This is a genomic window from Candidatus Peregrinibacteria bacterium (assembly GCA_016699755.1).
Taxonomy (GTDB): domain Bacteria; phylum Patescibacteriota; class Gracilibacteria; order CAIRYL01.
In genome coordinates this window covers 108,438-127,684 of the sequence record CP065009.1, presented here as the reverse complement: position 1 = coordinate 127,684, position 19,247 = coordinate 108,438, and the positions used below count along the sequence as shown (strand labels likewise).

Genomic DNA, 19,247 nt, shown 5'->3' with positions numbered 1-19,247 from the left:
CCTGTGTCGCGCCCACTACTCTCTCTTTCTGGCATTACCAAAAGCTACCAAACAGGAGTGATTTCGGCGCATATTTTAAAAGGAATTTCTCTTGAAATTTCCAAAGGAGAATTTGTTGCTATTATGGGTCCTTCTGGCTCGGGGAAATCGACTCTCATGAATATTATGGGATTTTTGGATGTTCCTGATGAAGGAGAATATTTTTTTGACGGGGAATCAACACGTGGATTTGATGAAGAAGAACTTGCGGAAATCCGAAGCCGAAAGATTGGATTTGTGTTTCAGATGTTCTACCTTCTCTCAAAAATGAACGCGCTCGACAACGTAAAATTACCAATGATTTACGCACGTATTTCGGATAAAGAACAAGAAGAACGTGCACGAAAAGCTCTCGCAGAAGTGGGACTTTCGGATCGAATATTTCATCGACCCAATCAAATTTCTGGTGGACAGCAACAACGCGTTTCTATTGCTCGCGCACTGGTGAACAATCCAAAGGTTATTTTTGCGGATGAACCAACGGGAAATTTAGACACAAAATCGGGAAACGAAGTGATGGCGATTTTTCAAAAACTTCATCAAGAAGGGAATACCATTATTATGGTAACGCACGAGGATGATATTGCAGCGTATGCTGAACGAAAAATTGTCATCCGTGATGGGCAAATAACAGAAGATATTTGTACAAAACATTGCCCTCCCACTTCTTCGGAAGATTCTGAATGAAATCACAACTTCTTGTGCTTCGGCTTGCGCTTTCGGGCATTCTGGAGAACAAAACCCGAACTATCCTCACGATGTTTGGAATTATTATTGGTATTGCTTCTGTCATTACGATTATGTCTGTAGGAGCCGGAGCAGAGTCGCTTATTACTTCTTCTGTCAAAAAAATCGGGACAAATTTAGTGGGTGTGCTTCCTGGTGCATCAAATGATAATGGTCCTCCGGCATCGGCAATGGGCATTGCCATTACTACACTTACCATAGACGATGCTCGCGCAGTCGCAAAACTGCCAAATATCGAGGGTGTCTCCGCCTACAGCAATGGAACCGGAGAAGTTGTAGCGGAAAAAGAAAGTATCGACGGAACATTCAACGGTGTTACTGCAGATTATCCCATGGTAGAAAATCATATCGTTCAGCGCGGACGGTTTTTTACTACCGCGGAAGAACGCGCTTCCAAAAAAGTAGCAGTACTCGGCAGTGAACTTCAGGAAGATTTATTTCCGCATACAGACCCCATTGGAAAGACAATCACAATTCGCCGTATCCCCTTTCGTGTCATTGGCGTTCTGGAAAAAAAGGGGGCTTCTCTCGTGAATAATCCTGATACACAACTTTTTATTCCGCTTTCCACTGCGCAAAAAATACTTCTCGGCGTACGACACATAGGGCTTATGCGGATAAAAATAGACAATGAAAAAAATGTAAATTCTTCCATGGAGCGTATCCGCAGGCTCCTTCGTCAGCGACACGATATTAAAAATGCAAAGGATGATGATTTCTCCGTTCGCTCACTTTCGCAAGCCGTGGAAATTTTAAGTGGAATTACAAGTGCCCTTCGCTTTTTCCTTGCGAGTATTGCCGCTATTTCTTTGGTGGTAGGGGGGATTGGTATAACCAATATTATGCTCATGAGTGTTACAGAACGCACTCGAGAAATAGGACTCAAAAAAGCTATTGGCGCACGTCCGTCACAAATTCAGGGACAATTCCTTTTGGAAGCAGTTCTCCTCACCGGAACCGGAGGTATTCTTGGCATTCTTTTTGGTGTCTTTTTCTCATTTGTTATTGCGGCGGTGGCATGGCATTTGGAATACGATTGGGTGTTTTCTGTTTCCCTACTTTCTATGGGGATTTCGTTTCTTGTGGCACTTTTTGTCGGAATTGTTTTTGGACTTTCTCCTGCTCGACGTGCAGCAAAACTTAAACCTATTGATGCGCTTCGCTACGAATAATGATACGACTCATCTTTGGAATTTTACGGCTTTCACTCAAGGCACTTCGGAATAGCCCAGGGAGAAGTGCGCTCACTGCGCTTGGAATTATAGTAGGAACTGCCATTGTTATTATTGTTCTCTCTGTTGGCGCCGGCGTACGAGCGCTTATTTTGAATCAAATTGCAAGTATTACTCCAGAAACAATATGGATTGAAGTGCAGGTACCAAGTCGTGGAAGTCGTGCAGAAAAAGACCGCACTTCAGGACAAGCCCTCGTCACTGGAATACAAATTACCACCCTCACCACAGGTGATAAAGATAGTCTCCTCAAACTTTCTAACATAGAGACAGGCTATACTCTTGCTATGGGACAAGAAAAATTTACCCACAAAGGAACGGAAAAACGAGCTACCTTTTGGGCAACAAATACAGAATATGCTACCACAGAAAATTTAACATTCTCGGAAGGACGATTTTTTACACCAAAAGAAAATGAATCCCTCGCACAAGTTGTAGTACTGGGAAGTGGAATAAAAAAGGAGCTCTACGGAGATTCTCCTGCTGTAGGACAGAACATTCGTATGGGCGAAAAAAACTTTCGAGTTATCGGCGTTGCAGAAGAAATGGGACTCAAGTTCTTTATGACAGTAGACGATTTTGTATATCTCCCCATAAAAACAGCACAAAAGAAAATTCTCGGACAAAATCACGTCAATGCTATCGGACTCAAAATGAAAAACCGACAGCTTCTGAGCACAACGGTTTCACAAGCAGAACGTGTTCTTCGAAAAAACCATGGAATTAAAAATCCAGACAAAGATGATTTTGTCGTACGCACAATGGACCAATCAATGGATATTATTAATACCGTAACAAATGGCATCTCTCTCCTCCTTTTCTCCATTGCCTGTATTTCGCTTGTTGTTGGTGGCGTAGGAATTATGAATGTTATGTATGTAGCGGTCACAGAACGAACCTCAGAAATTGGACTTAAAAAAGCAATTGGTGCCAGTCCATTTGCCATTCGGTTTCAGTTCCTTTCGGAATCGATTATTATTTGTCTCTTGGGAGGATTTTTGGGAATAGGACTCGGAAGCAGTATTGCCTACCTCGTGAGTGTTGTAGCGCACCTCTTTACTTTTGATTGGCCTTTTATTCTCCCCACCTCTTCTATTGTCTTAGGAATTGGGATTTCCGCTGGAGTTGGACTGGTATTTGGTTATGCCCCAGCAGGAAAAGCCGCAAAAATGAATCCGATTGATGCGCTACGAAAAGCGTAACAGTAGCTACACGATTTTTGAGGGAATATGATAGTATGTGTATTGCTCATGAAACTCATTGTCTTCCTCGGAAACCCCGGCAAAAAATATGAACATACCCGACACAATGTTGGATGGATGACGGCAAAGTTTCTCCAAAAAAAATGGAATTTTCCAGAGTTTCGGGAACAAAAAAAACTTTTCGGGAGCATAACCGAAGGAGTATCTCCACTCTGCTTAGATAAGATCTGCTTCCTCCTCCCCGAAACTTTTATGAATCTTTCGGGAAAATCTGTGCTCGCCGCACAGCAATTTTGGAAAATTCCCATAAAAGACATTCTCATTATTTTTGATGATAAAGATCAGTTCTTTGGAAACATTCGCTTTCGAGAAAAAGGGAGTTCTGGAGGGCATAATGGCATAAAAGATATTATAAATCTCTTGGGATCAGAGAATGTCGCACGCCTCAAAATAGGAGTTGATACTATGCTTCGCTCAGAACACGGAATTAATACATCTACATTTGTTCTTTCAAATTTTTCGGAAGAAGAACAGGAAAAGCTTCAGAATGATATTTTTCCTCAACTCGAAACAAAACTTTCTGACTGGCTTCAAAAAAAACCACCTACTCACAATGATACGGCAGGGCAATCGCTGGAAAATTCTTTACTGTAAGTTCCCACACCGCTTCTGCACCAAGCTCGGGAAGAGCAAGGATATGAGCAGATTCCACGCATTCAGCAAGAAACGCACCAATACCACCCACCACACCAAAATAAGGAATATTGTGCTCTGCAAGAAGCTTAGAAGAAGCCGTTGAAATTTCCCCTTTTCCCAAAATGCCATGCACTCCGGCAGAAATAAGATTTGGAAAAAACGGTTCCATACGCGAACTTGTTGTGGGACCACACGAACCAATAGGCTTTCCAAGGGGAGGAGGCGTTGGACCGCAAAAATAGATTACTGCTCCTCGTAAAAAATCGGACTTCCCTTCTTTTTCAGAAAAAAGAGTTCGGAGCGTTCCATCTCGTAGAGTAAGAAGAGTGCCAGAAAAAAGCACTGGTGTTTGTGGTAAAAAAACAGGAAAAGATTGGTGAGTACCGAGAGAGAGAGGAGAAAACATGGTATGCTTGGCAATTTCTCAAGAGCATGATAGCATGAAATCCGTTTTTTGCCACGGTAGCTCAGTCGGTAAGAGCGCGGGATTCATAACCCCGAGGTCGGCGGTTCAAATCCGCCCCGTGGCACCATTCAAGGCTTTTTCTTCCGAGGAAGTCTTTTTTTCGTTTTCTTCAAGGTCTTCCCCAGTTCTACCCTCCTCACTCCCCTTGTTAAACTTCTGAGGGTTGAACCGAAAGAAGATTTCCGCACTTACTTTCCATCTTGAACCTTCCCTTGTTCGATTCATTTCAATCCGATCAACAAACAAATTACAGAGAATTTTCTTTTGTTTTGGGGTCAAATTTTCCAGTCGGTATTTTACTTCTTCTGAAGCACTCTTGAGCTTTTCCACTTCAATATCAAGAGAACTTAAGAAAATAAGTTTATCTTCTTTTTCTTGTATGCCGTCTTCAATTCGATTCATTTCTTCTTCCTTCTCCATAATTCTTTTTGTCATTTTTTCTTCTGAATAAGTTCCATTCTCAAAAGCATTTTCAATTCTGGATATATTCATTTCCACATTCACCTTCTTTTCTCGCAAGAGGGAAATTTCTTCTTCAATTTGGACGATACTGGTTTTTTGAGAATATTCTTGAGAAAGGTAGGTTTTGATAAAAGTTTCTGGATTTTGCATGGCTTCCATAATCTTTCCCCAAACATATTCTTCAATTTGTTTGGCAGGAATCTCAAAAACAGGGTGGGGCGTTCCGTCTTTTTCTTTAAACTGTTTTCTGGCGTAAGAATAAGCATGATCTGAGCGTTTTTTTCCAACAAATGACTTTGGCTTTTTAAGACCCATGTCTTTGATTTTTCCGCTCAAGAGGTAGTCTGTCTCGGCTCCACTTCCCTTTCGGTCTCCACGGGCATTCTGAGCTTGCTGAAAGGTAAATTCAGAGACACAAGGAGGAATTTCCACCACTGTCCACTTGTCTTCAGGAAGAATTCTTCCATTTTCATCTTTCCTATTTGCTACAAATTCCCCTCTGTAGATTGGGTTCGAGAGAATATTTCTGACAATTTTTTCTGTCCAAAGAAAGCTTTTTTCTTTTGTTTGATTTCCTCTCGGAACTCCAAGGGTATTCAGGCGATTGGTAATTTGTCCAAGTCCCATTTCTTCATAAATTGACCATTGATACATCTTTTCAACCCATTCCTTTTCTTGTGGAATAATTTTGAGACGCTTTCCTCTTCCACTTTTATTTTTTACGGCTTCATATCCATAAGGAATAGAATTTCCTGTATAGTTTCCCATTTCTGCTGAAGCGATTTTTCCCATTTGTGTTCTTCCTTTTATGAGTTCCCGTTCAAATTGGGCAATGGCTCCGAATATTTGAAAAATCAATTTTCCAATAGGACCCTTGAAATCAATGTTTTCTTGTACTGAAATAAAGCTGACATCATGCTTTTCCATTTCTTCAAACATCATGAGGAGGTGCTTGAGGCTTCGAGAAAGGCGGTCAATCTTCCAAACCAAAACCGCGTCAAATTTTCTTTCTCGGACTCCTTCTCTGAGTTTTTCCAGTTGTGGACGCACAAGATCACTTCCTGTGTGGGTATCGGTAAAAATCCACTCTTCTTTTGTAGTGAGATTGAGAGCAGTGTTATTATTCACATAATCGAGGAGTTTTTTCCGTTGTGCCTCAAGGCTGTATCCTTCTATTTTTTGTTCGGCAGTTGAGACACGAATATAAATGGCGACTCTTCTTTTTCCGCTGTTTTCACTTGGAAATGCTTTCATCGGGGGTACTGTATCCCAAATGAATTTTGGTATCAAGATTGATTTTTTTTCAAAGTATCAAAAACGCCTACATGAGAGAGAACATGAGCAATGTCTTTTTCTGCTCCTATGGGGTTTTCTTCGGGGTAATGACAGGAGAATTCAAAGGTGCTGAATGCCGTTTCTCTGATTGAGGTTTCTGCTTGCTTTTTCATGCTCCTATTCTGACAAAGGAGCAATCCTAAGAATATTCCTATTTCTTTTCTATTTCTTCCTTTTTTTCCCTTTTTTTGAATATTTTTGGATTTAGGGTTATTTCTCCATCTTGTACCGAGAAAAAGAGCTCATTTGCAGGGAAAGAAAATTTATCTCTCAGAGTTATTCTGAAGTTATCAATTCCTTTTTGGATGCCTTTTTCTTCCAGTTTCATTAATGTTTTTAATTCGTCTATTGGAACGCTTTTTATTGCCATATCATCAAAGGAGGCATTCATAAGTTCATACGGAAACTTTCCTTTGTTCATTCGGTATTCTGTTTTGTTTATCCAGATCCTGTAGGGAGCGTCAAAGAATATTTTTTCGTATTTTTCCTTTGTGGTCAGTTCTTTAAAATCAAAATGGACAAGTCCTGATTTTTGGCTGTAGGTAAAGTCTTCAAAGAATTTTTCGGTAAGGGTAATGCGGAAATGAATTGTTTCTTTTTCAGAAGAGTAATACCTAGTACCTTTGGAAAAGAATCCAGAAATATGAATATCTCCTACGCTTTGCAAAAAAAGAACAGTCGCAACAAAATCCATTTCATCCCCTATGCTCATCCTCGTTGAATGAATCAGGAAGTTTGTATGAGAATGATTTTTGATAATGGAAAAAATATCTTGGACGACCATCTCAATTTGCTTTTCTTTTCGTAAAATATTGAATTCCGTGAAATAAAGATCATTTTTTTTCCACTTCTCAAGATATTCAGAAATATATTGTTCTGCTTTTTCTTCATTTATTTCCGCATATAAATCATAATGCTTAAAATCGCCATATCCACCTATATCAGGAAATATTTTGAGAAAGCCTATGTCTTCTAAAAGCCCTTTTGGCTTTTTTTTACCTATAAAAAAAAGTTTATCAACATCTTCCTTCTTTTCTATTTTGTAATCCCAAACATAAAAGGAAGTCAAAATTTCTTCTTCATATAACTCTTCCAAATATTTTTTGATTTCATCACTTGCAATACATCCTCTCACGATTCCATCAAAATAAATATACTTTCCTTTGAGATTTTCATTCCATTCTTTTCTTTTGTGATAAAAAAGAGAGTAATACACAAGAAAGAGCTTTTCTGGTTCTGCCAATTCTATTTGAAAGTTAGTCATTTTTTAACCGAAATCATTTGAGATTCTTACTTTGTACTTTTCCCATTAAATAAGAATTTGACGACTATAAAAGCCAATCCTGCAATTTTTAAGAGATTTTCCCCTATAATAATTGCTACAAAACTTTCATTGTCAAAAGTAAGATATTGGAAACCATACCCAAGAACAATGCCCATATCAAAAAGAGCAATAAGCCAAATAAGGCGTAAAAGCCAAATTGACCATATTTTTCTCATATCGAGAACATCCTTTCTTTCTTGGTGTCTTATTTCCTGTTCTTTTTTTTGTTTTTCTTTTTCTAAACTTTCGATAATTGTTTTTTCTTTCTCAACTTTTTTTCTTTCATCATTCAAACCCAAGGTAATATTTTTCTCATCAGAAAGAGAAATTGATTCCATCACCTTCTCCAATATTTTTTTGAAATTATCTTTACTCATAGGAAAATGATTTTATACGGTATTGAATCATTTCTTCGGAGACTCCAAAGAGCTTTGCCAGAATAGCAGTATCATTTATATTAAGGCTAAATTCATTTATCTTTTTTTCTAAAAATTCCTTTGGGACCAAGAGATGACTGGCAAAGCAATTTGCTTCTTGTTCTTGGGGGTCTTTTGTAATAATACTACTCATTCGATAGAGAACTTCATCTTTTCTTTTGTGTTTCATTGTCCAATGCCCCAGCTCATGAGCAACGGTAAAAACTTGTCTTTGAGGAGAGTCACTGGAATTGATAAATATTGTTTTGGTGTCTTCTTGAAGTATACCCGAAATTTCTTTGAGTTCTGCTGATTCTGGAGTAAAAAAAGAAATTTTGAGTCCTTCTTGTTTCGCAATATCAAAAACAGGAACAATCGGTTCTTGAATATCATAGAGCCTGAGAAGATCAAGTGCCTTTGATTTTGCATTGTCATAATTTGCTGTAGTCATTATCTTAAAACAAAGAAAGCTGTTCTCTTATAGTATTTTCAAATTCATGAGTATGTTTTTCTTGTTCTTTATTAAAAAATGGCAATCCTATTAGTTTAAAATCTTTTGTTTCAGTTTTATAGTCCACCTCATAGTTTTCTTCAATTTCTTTCAAAAAGTCTTCTTTCCACTGATCTTCTTTTATCAAATGCTTTCCTTTTGGTTCAATGAAAATTTGATACGCTTGAACTTTTTTTTCTTGGCTTTTATCTTCTAAAAAAAGAATAAAATCAGGCTCAAAGGCTCTTCCTTCTGAAAAAGTATAAAGAGTGAAAAATCGCTCATTTCGGACCAAATACACCCCTTCGTATTTTTTTTTGAGTTCATCAATAAAACTCTGGATAAAGAGTAAAAGTGCCTCTTCTTCACTTGTTCCATGAAGCTCTGTTTGTGCGTACCAGTCGCAAGCATGAAAATCAAAATTTTCCATAAATTGCGCTCGCTCACTTTCGGCGTCCAGTCTCAAAACTTTGTCTTTAAAAACATCTTTTACTTGTTTGGCTCGAAAAAGATTGGTTCCAATATATTCTGGTGTATTTGTTTTGAGATGAGATTCTATTTTTTGAAGAACATGATGCAATGCTTTTTTCTTTTCTCGGATGGTTAAATTTAACAATTTTTCACTTCTCCCCGTGATTTTTATTCGTACACCGCCCAAATACTTTTCAGAAAAAAGAAATTCGTTCAAAGAGCCTATGTTTCCCAAATATCGGCTCTTGAGATTTTTATAAGAAAAAAAACTGTATTTTCCCAAAATACTTCGTAAAAGATTTTCTTCAAAATCCAAGAGATCAAAAGATTTTATTTGTGTTGCTATATCCTTTTTCATTTCCAATTTATTGGAAAAAACTTCTTCTTCATTCATTCCTTCTGTCCGCAGAGTATATTCAAAGTCTTTTGGGATTTTTGCATCTGCAAAAGAAGAAATGTCTTTTGATCCATTTTCTACTCTTTGATTGGTAAAAATAACGCCAGAGTTCCAAAATGGTCCCTTTTGAAAATCCTCTTTGATATTTAAATAAAATTCCTTTGCTCGTTCTGACTTTATCCCAATTTCAATAAGTGCTCGATTGAGCTCAGAAATATATTTGCTATCATCCTTGCTGTGATAATAAAGCTGTTCAAGGATACGAAGCTCCTCTCTTATGTCTTCATCAAATTTTCTCTTAAATCGATCTTCTTCTGTTCCTTTTCTCTGAAAAGGAAAATATCTTGCTCCGCGTCCAATGAGTTGCGCTTCTGCCATGGTTGTTTTTCCGATTTGTTTTCCGCTGTCTCGCGTTTCATAGAGTCGAACAATATCAAAGAGATTGAGAACATCCCACCCTTCATTGAGCTTGTCCACGGCAAAGACCACTCGAATTTCGTTGTTTTGATCTTCAAGCGAATTGACAAGAAGCTGTTTTTCCTCACTTTCATTTTTTGAATTTACGGAAACACACCGCTCTTTTCCGAACTCTTCTTGTATCTCACTTAAAAGATTTTCCAAAGAAATATCATTGGCTTCAAAATATGCAAAGGCTTTTTGAATGGTTCTATTGTCTCTGCTTTGAATCGCTTTTAGATCAGAAATTTTGAGAGCTTTTATTTTTACGGAAAATTCTTCTTCAAAAGACTCTGAAGCCTTAATATCCTTTGCCTTCATCAAAACAACGGGCTTACAAAAAATTCCATTTTTTTCTGCTACTTTTCTTCGGTAATGGCTCAAAACGACCGCTTGCAAAGCTCGGTCAATGGGTTCTAAGTCCCCTTGTAAAATCTCAATTTCTTTGGAAAAGAGCTCTTCTCGAAATTTCTTGAGATCATAGCGAAAGAGAATTTTATCTTCGTATTTTTTTAAAATTTCGTCGTTTCTCAGGTCAATAGTTGCGGTAAATTCTAAAAGGATATTGCGAGGGTCTGCCTCAAAAATTCTCCGCACGGTTCCTTCCCATGAAGCTTTTTCTTCCTCTTCTGTTTTTTGAAGTTTTCCTTTTTTCGTGAAGGCGTTTATATGGTGTGCTTCATCTGAAATGAGAACAATTTTTTGCTCTTCAAAGTCTTCATAAGTAAGGGCATTTTCTCGTGGTTCATTCAATTGGCGATGAAGCCCTTGAATAGTCGTAAAAACAATATTAATGTTTTCTGAATTTGCGCTTTCAAAATTTTCTACTTCTCGAATGGTAATTTCTTTTCCGCTCTGCTCAATCTTTTGTGAGAAGAGGTATTTAGAGCTTTGGGAATTGAGAAAGTTATCTTGTGTCTTTTTAATAATGTTCGTGCTATTCACAAAAAAAATAAAGTTCCGATACCCTTGTTCATATAAAAAAAGAAGAGATGATGCCATTATAAGCGTTTTTCCGCTTCCCGTAGCCATATTAAAGAGAAGGTGGGTCGGTTCAGTCTTTTCTGGATAATCATTGAGATAAAAAGAGAGTCTTCCAATCGCTTCTTTTTGATATTCTCGAAGCTCAAACTTTGAATTCAAATTTTTGACAATGTATTCAGGAACTTTTTCTTTAAAAAAGTTCTTTCCAAGAGTTGCCAAAGTGCCGTCAAATTGCTCAAAAAGCATTTTTATTTTTGATAAAATTGAGAGTTCTTTTTCTTGTCCTCTTCTGAAATCTGATACTCCGAATCTTCTATTTCTGAAATAGGGATATAGAGAAAATTATGATTAAGAGATTCCATAAGAAGTGCCTTTTGCTCCTCTAATGAAAATTCTTCAAAATGCTTCATATTTTCATTGAACTTTTTCACTTCTAAATATCCACTCAAAAAAGAAAGCCGTTTTTCCTTCATTTCTTCCCAAAGTTTCAAAAGTTCTTTTGAGTTCTTTGTTTCTTGAATTTTTCTGGCATATTCCGCATTCCATTCAAAAAGTTCTGCATAAATAAAACTTCCTCCTCCTTGCCAATTAACCGCTTTTGAAATTCCTCCTTGTTCTCCTTCAATGACCTTTCGAAGGCGTGCTTCTGGAAGGTCTTTTATATAATCCATTTGTTCCACCCCGATATATTGTCTCCCCATTTTATGAGCGACAGCAAGGGTTGTTCCGCTTCCAGAAAAGAAGTCGAGAACAAGATCATTTTCTTTGGTTGAAAGCTCAATAATTCTTTGAAGAAGTTTTTCTGGTTTTGGAGAAGTAAAAAGTCCTCCTAATCCAAGTTTTTTTAATTCCCCTGTCCCTTCTGTCGTGGTTCCGACATCATCCCATATTGTCTTAGAAACTTTTCCTCTTTCAAGTGCTTCCGAAAGAAATCTTTTTCTTTGTGGTCCTGCTTCTCCAGTAGTACCAAAAACAATGCGACCATCTTTTTCTAATTCTTGAAATTTTTGAAAATCATTTTTCCAACTACACCCCTCATTTGGCTTGTATATTTCTCCAGTATTTGGATTTTTAACTTCATATTGCTGATTTGGTCTCCAACCACCAACCTGAAATGGGTCTGCCTTCCATGGACCCCTTGGATCATTATCAGGGTTGGAAAATCCTTCGCCATCTTCAGACAATCGAAATTCAGTTCTATTTTTTACAAAGTATTCTTTTTTCTTGAAAAATACGAGTGTGTGATTATGAGATTCGGAAATAATAGCTGTGTTCGTAACAGACTTAGTGGAGTTCCAAATAATATCTGCCAAAAAATTTTCTTGTCCAAATATTTCGTCACAAAGAATTTTGAGATAAGCAAATTCGCTATCATCAATTGAAATAAAAATACTTCCATCCTCTCTCAAAAGCTCTTTCGCCACCTCCAAACGATTCTTCATAAACACAAGCCATGAAGCATGATTAAAACGGTCATTGTATTTGAAAGAATCATTTCCCGTATTGTAGGGTGGATCAATATAAATAAGTTTTACCTTTCCCACAAAACGCTCCTTGAGACTATGCAAAACCAACAAATTATTTCCTTTGATAATCCAATTGTCCTTCTCTGTTATTTCAAAATCCTCATGCGCTCCGTCCTTGTCCCATTTCTTGAATTTCGTCAAAACCTTTGGTTTTAAAAGGACCGAAATTTCATCAGGAGAAAGAATATGATTATGAAAAACTTCTTGTCGTGATTGATCCTCTTTTGTTTGTCCTCCTTCAAGAACACAATCCTTGAAAGGAAAAACAAGTGAAACATCCTTTACTTCTTTTATGTAGCTTTCTTCATCACACGCCAAGCCCACTTTGTTCCGAAAGCTCGTATATGAATCTGGTAAAAATTCTTTATTGGAAACAAATTTTACAAAAAGGTCTTTATTAAAAATTAAAGCCTTTTCAATTTCTTTAAAGAAAAAACCTTTTATTTCTTCATTTGAAAGAAGTAATTTTATTAAATGCTCATCATATTTATGAGCATACTCAATAACTTGATTTTTGAGAAAACGATCTTCTGCAAAAAATCGGTCATCTTTTTTTAAAACACTTTGAAGCAAAGCAAAAAGCGTATTTTTCATGGTGATGGGGAAATCCTTTCCATAGAATTGTACACAAAGAAAAAAAATGAGAAAATCTTTCTTTTTTTCCTTCAAAAAACCTCATTCATTTCAGAAAGTCCCACAAAAAAACCGCCCTGCACTGTCTCGGTACAGTTACGGGCGGTTTTTTGTTCCTTTCATGCGAGAGAAAAGAAAAAATTCCACCCCCAATCCTTGATCACTCTGTAAAACCCGCTTTTACACAACTGATATTGTGCAGAAGTCTTTTTTCTGAAAATAAAGAAAAACCCACAAATAAAGAAATTTCTCAAAAATCCTGAAAGAATAAGGGAGACTTTGCACGAATATAAGTTGTATAAAGTGACGCCCCTTTGCTCTTCTTCTCTGGCTTTTGCTTTGATTTTGTTTTTCTGGAATTTGAGAGGGGCTTACACTCGCTGGCGGCGTGCTGAATTGAGACGGACAAGAAACCGCCATTATTTACAATATTTTATTCCGAAAAGAAAAAAAGCTCGATCTCCTTTTTCCGAATGCCTTAAAAGTCTTTTGTGTTTTTTCGTCTCTTTTCCTCTGTAATACCATCTTTTGAGACCTGCAAACCCTTCATCAATTTCATTATAAGAAAGGCATTTTCCTGAAATGCGTTCAAACCCTGAAGCGTTGCAAATATCATAAGTTAAGTTCCAACACTGCCGACAAGCGAAAACATACTTTCCCGCAAGATAAAGTTTCCCCACTCTTCTTTCACACTTCGGGCAGTGCATCCAATGCCGAACCCCACCATAACGGCATGGGGTAGTGCTGAGGCGTATTTTGTAGTCCTGTTTCGCTTTTGGATCATTAAGATCATTTGTAAAACTGTACTGAAGACGAAGTTCTTTTTCCGATAAAGCAAAAGAATATCCCACGCTTGTTTTATTTTGATCATCCCCCCAAGCAAAAGAACCACTCCGAAAACCTTCTTTCTCATTGAAAAATCCCCATTGCTTCATTTTTACAACGGAAATGCTTTTGCATTGCTCAATGGTTGCCTTTGTATTGAAAAAATATCGAGTCATTTTCAAACCGAAATCATTTGAGATTCTTGTATCTTTTCTTCCTCTTTTGTATAGGGATATTCCAGCCCCTTCTTTTCTCTATAATCCAAAGAATCAGAAATGGCACTTGAAAAGGGATTCTTCTTTTCTACTAAAATAACTTCTTCCGTGTAGTTTTTCCCTCCTTTGTTTTCTGCAATATAACTCTTTCGCTTGAAATCAACGGCAAAGCGAAAGCAAAAGATTCCTTTGTATCCTCTCTGCCCTGTTTTACCAATCCGAATGTAAAGAGGAGTATTCGGTTTTTTAGAAGTGACAGCTCAGTCGGTAAGAGCGCGGGATTCATAACGCGCCACTATAAACGTAGCAAATAAATTTCTCCTCAAGAAAAGTGTGCGGTGAATTACCCCTTTTTCCCATTCTTGGAAAAAAAACAAAAAAAACTGAAAGAAAAAAAAATATACTTAGTATTAAAGAGTGGACGACGTCATCCACTTTTCTTTTTTCTATAAAACATGAACATCAAGACTATCTCTGCCGGCGGAACTATTGCCATCGGGGCACTCATGATGACTATTGCGCTCGCTTCTCCTTCAGGTGCATTCGTTGGAAACGAAAACAATGGGAACTTCAACCGTGCACAATTTGAGCAAATTCGTGAACTCCATGATAGCATTACTCGAACCACCGAAAATATCGAAAATGGCGTTGTCATTACTATGACATCCGACAATCAAGAAGCAGTTACTATGCTTCAGTCGAAGGAATCAAAAGAACCACGAAGAGACAATGTCGCAAGAACACAGGAAAACATTGAAAATGGTATTAAAATCACCATTACGTCTGATGACCCTGAAATCGTGAAAGAAATTCAGGCACACACTGAAGACGGAAGAGGACCTGAATTTGGACATCGCGGAAAACGTGGTGGAGGACATGGTGGATGCCACGGAAAATGGCAAGACCAAGAAGAGGAATCGTCAACAGAAGTGCAATCGTAATTTCTCACACAAAATCATGGGAATGGGGGGAATCCCAGCAGAAATGCTGGGATTTTTTTGTGTCATCCAAAATACTGAAACCGTGTACTGCGAAGAAGATTCTGATACACTTTCAAAGAAATTCTCACCCTGTATGACCGATTCTACCCGTATTACCTGTCCTTCTTGCGGAACAAGCATTCCGCTCACCGATGCTCTTACCAGTGATATTCGCAAACACGTCAAAGCGGATTTGGAACAAGAACTCAAAAAACAGGAAATAGAATTCCAAAAACGAGAAGAACTCTTTACACAACGCGAAAAACAAGCAGAACAAGCGTACGAAAAACGACTTCATGAAGAAAAAGTAAAACTCTGGGATAAGGCACAAAAAGCGGCGAACGAAAAACTTCTCACCGAGATGGAAGACCTAAAACGAGAAAATGAGGATCGCAAAAAAACCCTAGAAACTATGCGCGCCCAAGAATTAGAACTGAGAAAACAAAAGAGAGAAATAGAAGAGCGAGAAAAAAATATGACACTCGAAATGGAACGAAAAATAGACGAAGAACGAAAACGAATTGTAGAGGTTGCTCAAAAAAACGCACATGAGGAGATAGGGAAAAAAATACTCGAAAAGGACACACAAATGGAGCAAATGCGAAAAACCATTGAAGAGCTCAAGAGGAAAAGTGAACAGGGATCTATGCAAGTTCAGGGCGATGCACAAGAAATAAATCTCAAAAACATTCTCCAAAATGCCTTTCCTATCGATACCATTGCAGATGTTCCCACTGGTATTCGTGGAGGAGATGTCGTGCAAACCGTTCGAAACTCTACAGGACAGGAATCAGGAATCATTTTATGGGAAAGCAAGAGCACAAAATCTTGGGGAAATGATTGGATTCCAAAACTCAAAGATGATCGGGGTCGGGTAAAAGCGGATGTGTGCATTCTTGTCTCACAAACTCTTCCTGAAGGAATTGAAAACTTTGGGATGATGGATGGTATATGGGTGTGTGGCTTTCCTTATGCACTCCCTTTAGTAAGCACCCTACGATACCATTTATCAGAAATAAAAAAGGCACAACAATCACTTATCGGAAAAGGAGAAAAAATGGAATTTCTCTACCAATACTTAACCGGAAACGAATTTCGAGGACGCATCGAAAATATTGTCTCCGCTTTTGTAGGCATGAAAGCAGATTTAGAAACAGAACGACGATCTATAGAGCGTCTCTGGAAAAAACGAGAAAAAGAGATTGAGCGAGTAGTAATAAGTACTTCTGGACTCTATGGAGATATTCAAGGAATTGTCGGCTCCTCACTTCTCACTGTTCCTAGTTTAGAGCTTCCGAGCGAAGAAGCGGAAGGTGAGCCAGAAACACTTTTTTCGGAAGAATAAATGACAGAGAAGAAGAGACTTTCACCAGAAAAATGGTGCTGATTCTTTACTGATACTTTCCTAAAAATAAAATGAGGTGAAAATACATTTTTTTTTGTTTATTTATTTTTTATAAAAATACATTTTTTGTTTTTGAATAAAAAAAAATTAATAACTTTATAATTTTTAATAATGTTTTAAAATTTGCTTTTTAAATAAAAAAATTGTTATTTTACCATCACTTTTGTGTCTCTTCGAGATACAAGCAATTTTTCCCTCCTCACCTTTCATCCTTTGATTTTCTACGATCCAAAAAAGCGGCGAAAAAAATGGTTTCGACTCTCTCTTGGAGCTATTGCTATCTTCTTCATATCAAGCACCATTATGTTGTTTGTGGGGATAACAGAAGGAATATCTCCTGGAGATTTTTCAGCAGATGCCGCACGATTTTATGATTACTATTACGAATCTCCAAAAAACGAGAAAAAGATTGCCCTTAGTTTCGACGATGGACCAGATCCAAAATATACTCCTATCATTCTCGATATTCTTCGAGAAGAACACATACAGGCGAATTTTTTCCTCCTTGGAAAAAACGCCATTAAATACCCCGATCTTGTTCGACAGATTCATGCAGATGGACATGAAATTGGAAATCACAGCTTTACCCATTCTCATAGTGTTCACAAATCAGAAAAACGCCTTAAAATGGAACTTTTGACGACAGAAAAAATTATCGAAGATCTTACCGGAGAAAAAACACTCCTCTATCGTCCCCCTTTTCTCTTGGGAATTGGGGTTGATCCAACACTCAATCCCTATATCAAAAGTGATCCGTCAGTCTTATGGGCGACTGAAATGGGTTTTATTCCCGTAGGAGCAGATATTGATTCCCGAGACTGGCTTGCCAAATCTCCCGAAGATGTTTCTCAAAATATTATCCAAAAAATCGGAAAAGGACACATCACCTTACTCCATGATGGAGAAGGAAACGGAGCGAAGCACACCGTGCTAGTTCTTAGGAGCATTATTCAAAAACTCAAGTCGGAAGGATACGTTTTTACTACTGTTTCAGATGTTCTTGGAATTTCTCAGGATATCAACATTCAAAATGTTATTGTCCCTGCCTCAAGCGATACAGAGTTTTCTTCGGAAGTGACAGAACTTCAATCTTTTCTGCAGGCATTTGATTTTAATATTGAAAAAACTGGAATTTTTGATGGAGCAACACAAGAGGCGCTTTGGAAGTGGGAGGATAAATACGGAAAGATTCTCGAACATAATTTTCATGGTGCAAGCACAGACGAAAACACTAACGGAGAGGTTTCTCTTCTTCAAGAATTTCTCAAAGGAGAAGGGTATCTTGACATCTTCGTTACAGGAGAATTTGACCAAAAGACACAGGATGCGCTGAAAGATTGGCAGAAAAAAGTAATGAAGCTCTCCGACGAAGATCCCGAATTTGGCATGGTGGGAGAAAAAATATCAAAAAAGATTCAAGAGCAAACTCATATTCCTCTTGCGAGAGTTCGACATCAAACAATGGGATCACCATTTCTCAATTTTTTAGATAATGTTCAGATTTCCGTTGAAGTTTTCTGCCTCTGGGTTTATGAAAAAATCGGATCTGGTGTGGAGCTTCTCTTTTTGGGGGCTATTTTCCTCACATTTTCACGAATGCTGTTTGTCCTTGGGTTTTTTCTTGCCGCAAAAATCAGAAGACGTGTGCTCAAAGAATCATATTCAGGAGGAGTAAGCGTTCTTATTCCTGCATATAACGAAGAAGAAAATATCGCTGCGACCATTGAAAGTATCCTCACAAGCGATTATCACCTCTATGAAATTATTGTTATAGATGATGGATCGACGGACAATACATCTACCATTGTTGCCGAAAAAGAAAAAAATCATCCCCAAGTTCGTCTGGTCACAAAAGAAAATGGTGGAAAAGCAAGCGCACTCAACCTTGGTGTTTCATTTGCAAAATATGATGTCATCATTTCCATGGATGGAGACACTATTTTTATGCCAGACACCATCACTAAACTCGCACGTCACTTTTTTGATCCTCGCGTCAGTGGTGTTGCCGGAAAAGTATGTGTAGCAAATCAGGGTCGTCTTCTCGCAAAATTTCAAAGTATTGAGTATGTTCTTGGGCAGAATATCGAAAAAACTGCATTTTCTTTTGCAAACGCCATTTCAGTTATTCCGGGTCCTATTGGGGCATGGCGGAAAAAAGATGTTGTTGCCATGGGGGGATATCACCACGATACACTCGTAGAAGATCAGGATCTTACGCTCGCCATCCTCACAAAAGGAAAACGAATCCTCTATGATGAGGAAGCAATTTGCTATACAGAAACCCCGCCTTCTCTTGGAGATTTTCTCAAACAACGATTTCGATGGATATTTGGAACGATTCAGTGTTTCTGGAAGTACAAAAGTTGGATTTTTTCCATTCGCCTTCCTGCGCTCGGATGGATCATTCTTCCAAATACGCTTATGTATAGCATTCTTACTCCACTAATCTCGCTTGTTATTGATCTTGTTGCCATTTTGTCATTCATCTTTGGAGGTGGAGATATTGTATTTTGGGGATACATCACCTTTACTGCATTTGATCTTCTCTACGCCCTTGCAGGATTCCTTCCTGAAAAAAAATCAAGCTGGAAGCTTATCCTCTTTTTGCCACTTCAGAGAATTGTCTATCGATTCCTTCTCTACTGGGTTGTTCTCCGTAGTCTTCTCAAGGCTATTGAAGGAAGTGGGGCACTTTGGAATAAAGTAAAAAGAACAGGAGAGTGTCAAAATCTCTTTCAAAATATCATGAGTCCACACAAGCATGGGAAAAAGCCGATCCCAATAAAAGAGATAGTGGCATAGCCAATTTTTTCGGACCCCTGCCTGAGATTCTGCCGCCATAGATCAATTCTGGAATCCAATATAAAAAGCTGTCTTTTACGATTACTCATAAAGGGGATACCGAAGAGCAATGCATCTACAGACGATTCTCGCCTTTCGCGAGAG

Annotated in this window: 16 protein-coding genes and 1 tRNA gene; 8 read left to right on the top strand and 9 right to left on the bottom strand. The window is 38.0% G+C overall.

The features are described from left to right. The first annotated feature begins 3 nt into the window (after positions 1 to 3). From IPN35_00610 to IPN35_00595, 4 genes are read left to right on the top strand one after another with little or no spacing between them, the layout of a single operon-like run. Positions 4 to 726: an ABC transporter ATP-binding protein gene (locus IPN35_00610; protein ID QQS59378.1), complete on the top strand. Its 723-nt coding sequence runs from the start codon at positions 4 to 6 to the stop codon at positions 724 to 726. Then, complete coding sequence (locus IPN35_00605) at positions 723 to 1,958, top strand: ABC transporter permease (GenBank protein ID QQS59377.1); 1,236 nt, start codon at positions 723 to 725, stop codon at positions 1,956 to 1,958. The genes IPN35_00610 and IPN35_00605 overlap by 4 nt, the downstream gene beginning before the upstream one ends. Then, complete coding sequence (locus IPN35_00600) at positions 1,958 to 3,220, top strand: ABC transporter permease (GenBank protein ID QQS59376.1); 1,263 nt, start codon at positions 1,958 to 1,960, stop codon at positions 3,218 to 3,220. The genes IPN35_00605 and IPN35_00600 overlap by 1 nt, the downstream gene beginning before the upstream one ends. Positions 3,221 to 3,268: 48 nt before the next feature. Then, positions 3,269 to 3,874: an aminoacyl-tRNA hydrolase gene (locus IPN35_00595; protein QQS59375.1), complete on the top strand. Its 606-nt coding sequence runs from the start codon at positions 3,269 to 3,271 to the stop codon at positions 3,872 to 3,874. Here the strand turns inward: IPN35_00595 and IPN35_00590 are convergent. Continuing rightward, complete coding sequence (locus tag IPN35_00590) at positions 3,825 to 4,322, bottom strand: fumarate hydratase C-terminal domain-containing protein (GenBank protein QQS59374.1); 498 nt, start codon at positions 4,320 to 4,322, stop codon at positions 3,825 to 3,827. The two genes, IPN35_00595 and IPN35_00590, sit on opposite strands and share 50 nt — an antisense overlap. 50 nt (positions 4,323 to 4,372) lie before the next feature. On the opposite strand from IPN35_00590, the gene IPN35_00585 reads away from it, so the two are divergent. Continuing rightward, positions 4,373 to 4,449, top strand: a tRNA-Met gene (locus IPN35_00585). Here IPN35_00585 and IPN35_00580 read toward each other — a convergent pair. From IPN35_00580 to IPN35_00545, 8 genes are all read right to left on the bottom strand, one after another. Further along, complete coding sequence (locus IPN35_00580; GenBank protein ID QQS59373.1) at positions 4,428 to 6,098, bottom strand: recombinase family protein; 1,671 nt, start codon at positions 6,096 to 6,098, stop codon at positions 4,428 to 4,430. The two genes, IPN35_00585 and IPN35_00580, sit on opposite strands and share 22 nt — an antisense overlap. A 32-nt stretch (positions 6,099 to 6,130) precedes the next feature. Next, entirely contained in the window at positions 6,131 to 6,292 is a 162-nt protein-coding gene (locus tag IPN35_00575) for a hypothetical protein (protein ID QQS59372.1), read from the bottom strand. Positions 6,293 to 6,330: 38 nt separating this feature from the next. Continuing rightward, on the bottom strand, positions 6,331 to 7,443 hold the full coding sequence (locus tag IPN35_00570) for a hypothetical protein (protein ID QQS59371.1): 1,113 nt from the start codon (positions 7,441 to 7,443) through the stop codon (positions 6,331 to 6,333). Positions 7,444 to 7,469: 26 nt separating this feature from the next. Next, positions 7,470 to 7,880 carry a hypothetical protein gene (locus IPN35_00565; protein ID QQS59370.1) on the bottom strand — a complete coding sequence of 137 codons (411 nt, stop codon included), beginning with the start codon at positions 7,878 to 7,880 and terminating at the stop codon, positions 7,470 to 7,472. Then, positions 7,873 to 8,370: an ImmA/IrrE family metallo-endopeptidase gene (locus IPN35_00560; protein QQS59369.1), complete on the bottom strand. Its 498-nt coding sequence runs from the start codon at positions 8,368 to 8,370 to the stop codon at positions 7,873 to 7,875. The genes IPN35_00565 and IPN35_00560 overlap by 8 nt, the downstream gene beginning before the upstream one ends. A 4-nt stretch (positions 8,371 to 8,374) precedes the next feature. Beyond that, complete coding sequence (locus IPN35_00555) at positions 8,375 to 10,963, bottom strand: DEAD/DEAH box helicase family protein (protein QQS59368.1); 2,589 nt, start codon at positions 10,961 to 10,963, stop codon at positions 8,375 to 8,377. A 2-nt stretch (positions 10,964 to 10,965) separates the two neighbouring features. Beyond that, positions 10,966 to 12,837: a site-specific DNA-methyltransferase gene (locus IPN35_00550; protein ID QQS59367.1), complete on the bottom strand. Its 1,872-nt coding sequence runs from the start codon at positions 12,835 to 12,837 to the stop codon at positions 10,966 to 10,968. A 458-nt stretch (positions 12,838 to 13,295) separates the two neighbouring features. Then, positions 13,296 to 13,877, bottom strand: a complete 582-nt coding sequence (locus IPN35_00545; protein ID QQS59366.1) for a hypothetical protein — start codon at positions 13,875 to 13,877, stop codon at positions 13,296 to 13,298. A 494-nt stretch (positions 13,878 to 14,371) separates the two neighbouring features. Here IPN35_00545 and IPN35_00540 point away from each other — a divergent pair, with 494 nt between their 5' ends. The 3 genes from IPN35_00540 (at position 14,372) to IPN35_00530 (ending at position 19,103) form a co-directional block, all read left to right on the top strand. Continuing rightward, entirely contained in the window at positions 14,372 to 14,857 is a 486-nt protein-coding gene (locus IPN35_00540; GenBank protein QQS59365.1) for a hypothetical protein, read from the top strand. 16 nt (positions 14,858 to 14,873) lie between these two features. Continuing rightward, positions 14,874 to 16,241 carry a DUF2130 domain-containing protein gene (locus tag IPN35_00535; protein ID QQS59364.1) on the top strand — a complete coding sequence of 456 codons (1,368 nt, stop codon included), beginning with the start codon at positions 14,874 to 14,876 and terminating at the stop codon, positions 16,239 to 16,241. 225 nt (positions 16,242 to 16,466) lie between these two features. Then, the gene (locus IPN35_00530) at positions 16,467 to 19,103 is read left to right on the top strand and encodes a glycosyltransferase (protein QQS59363.1); all 2,637 of its coding nucleotides are present in this window, start codon (positions 16,467 to 16,469) and stop codon (positions 19,101 to 19,103) included. Positions 19,104 to 19,247: the final 144 nt, after the last annotated feature.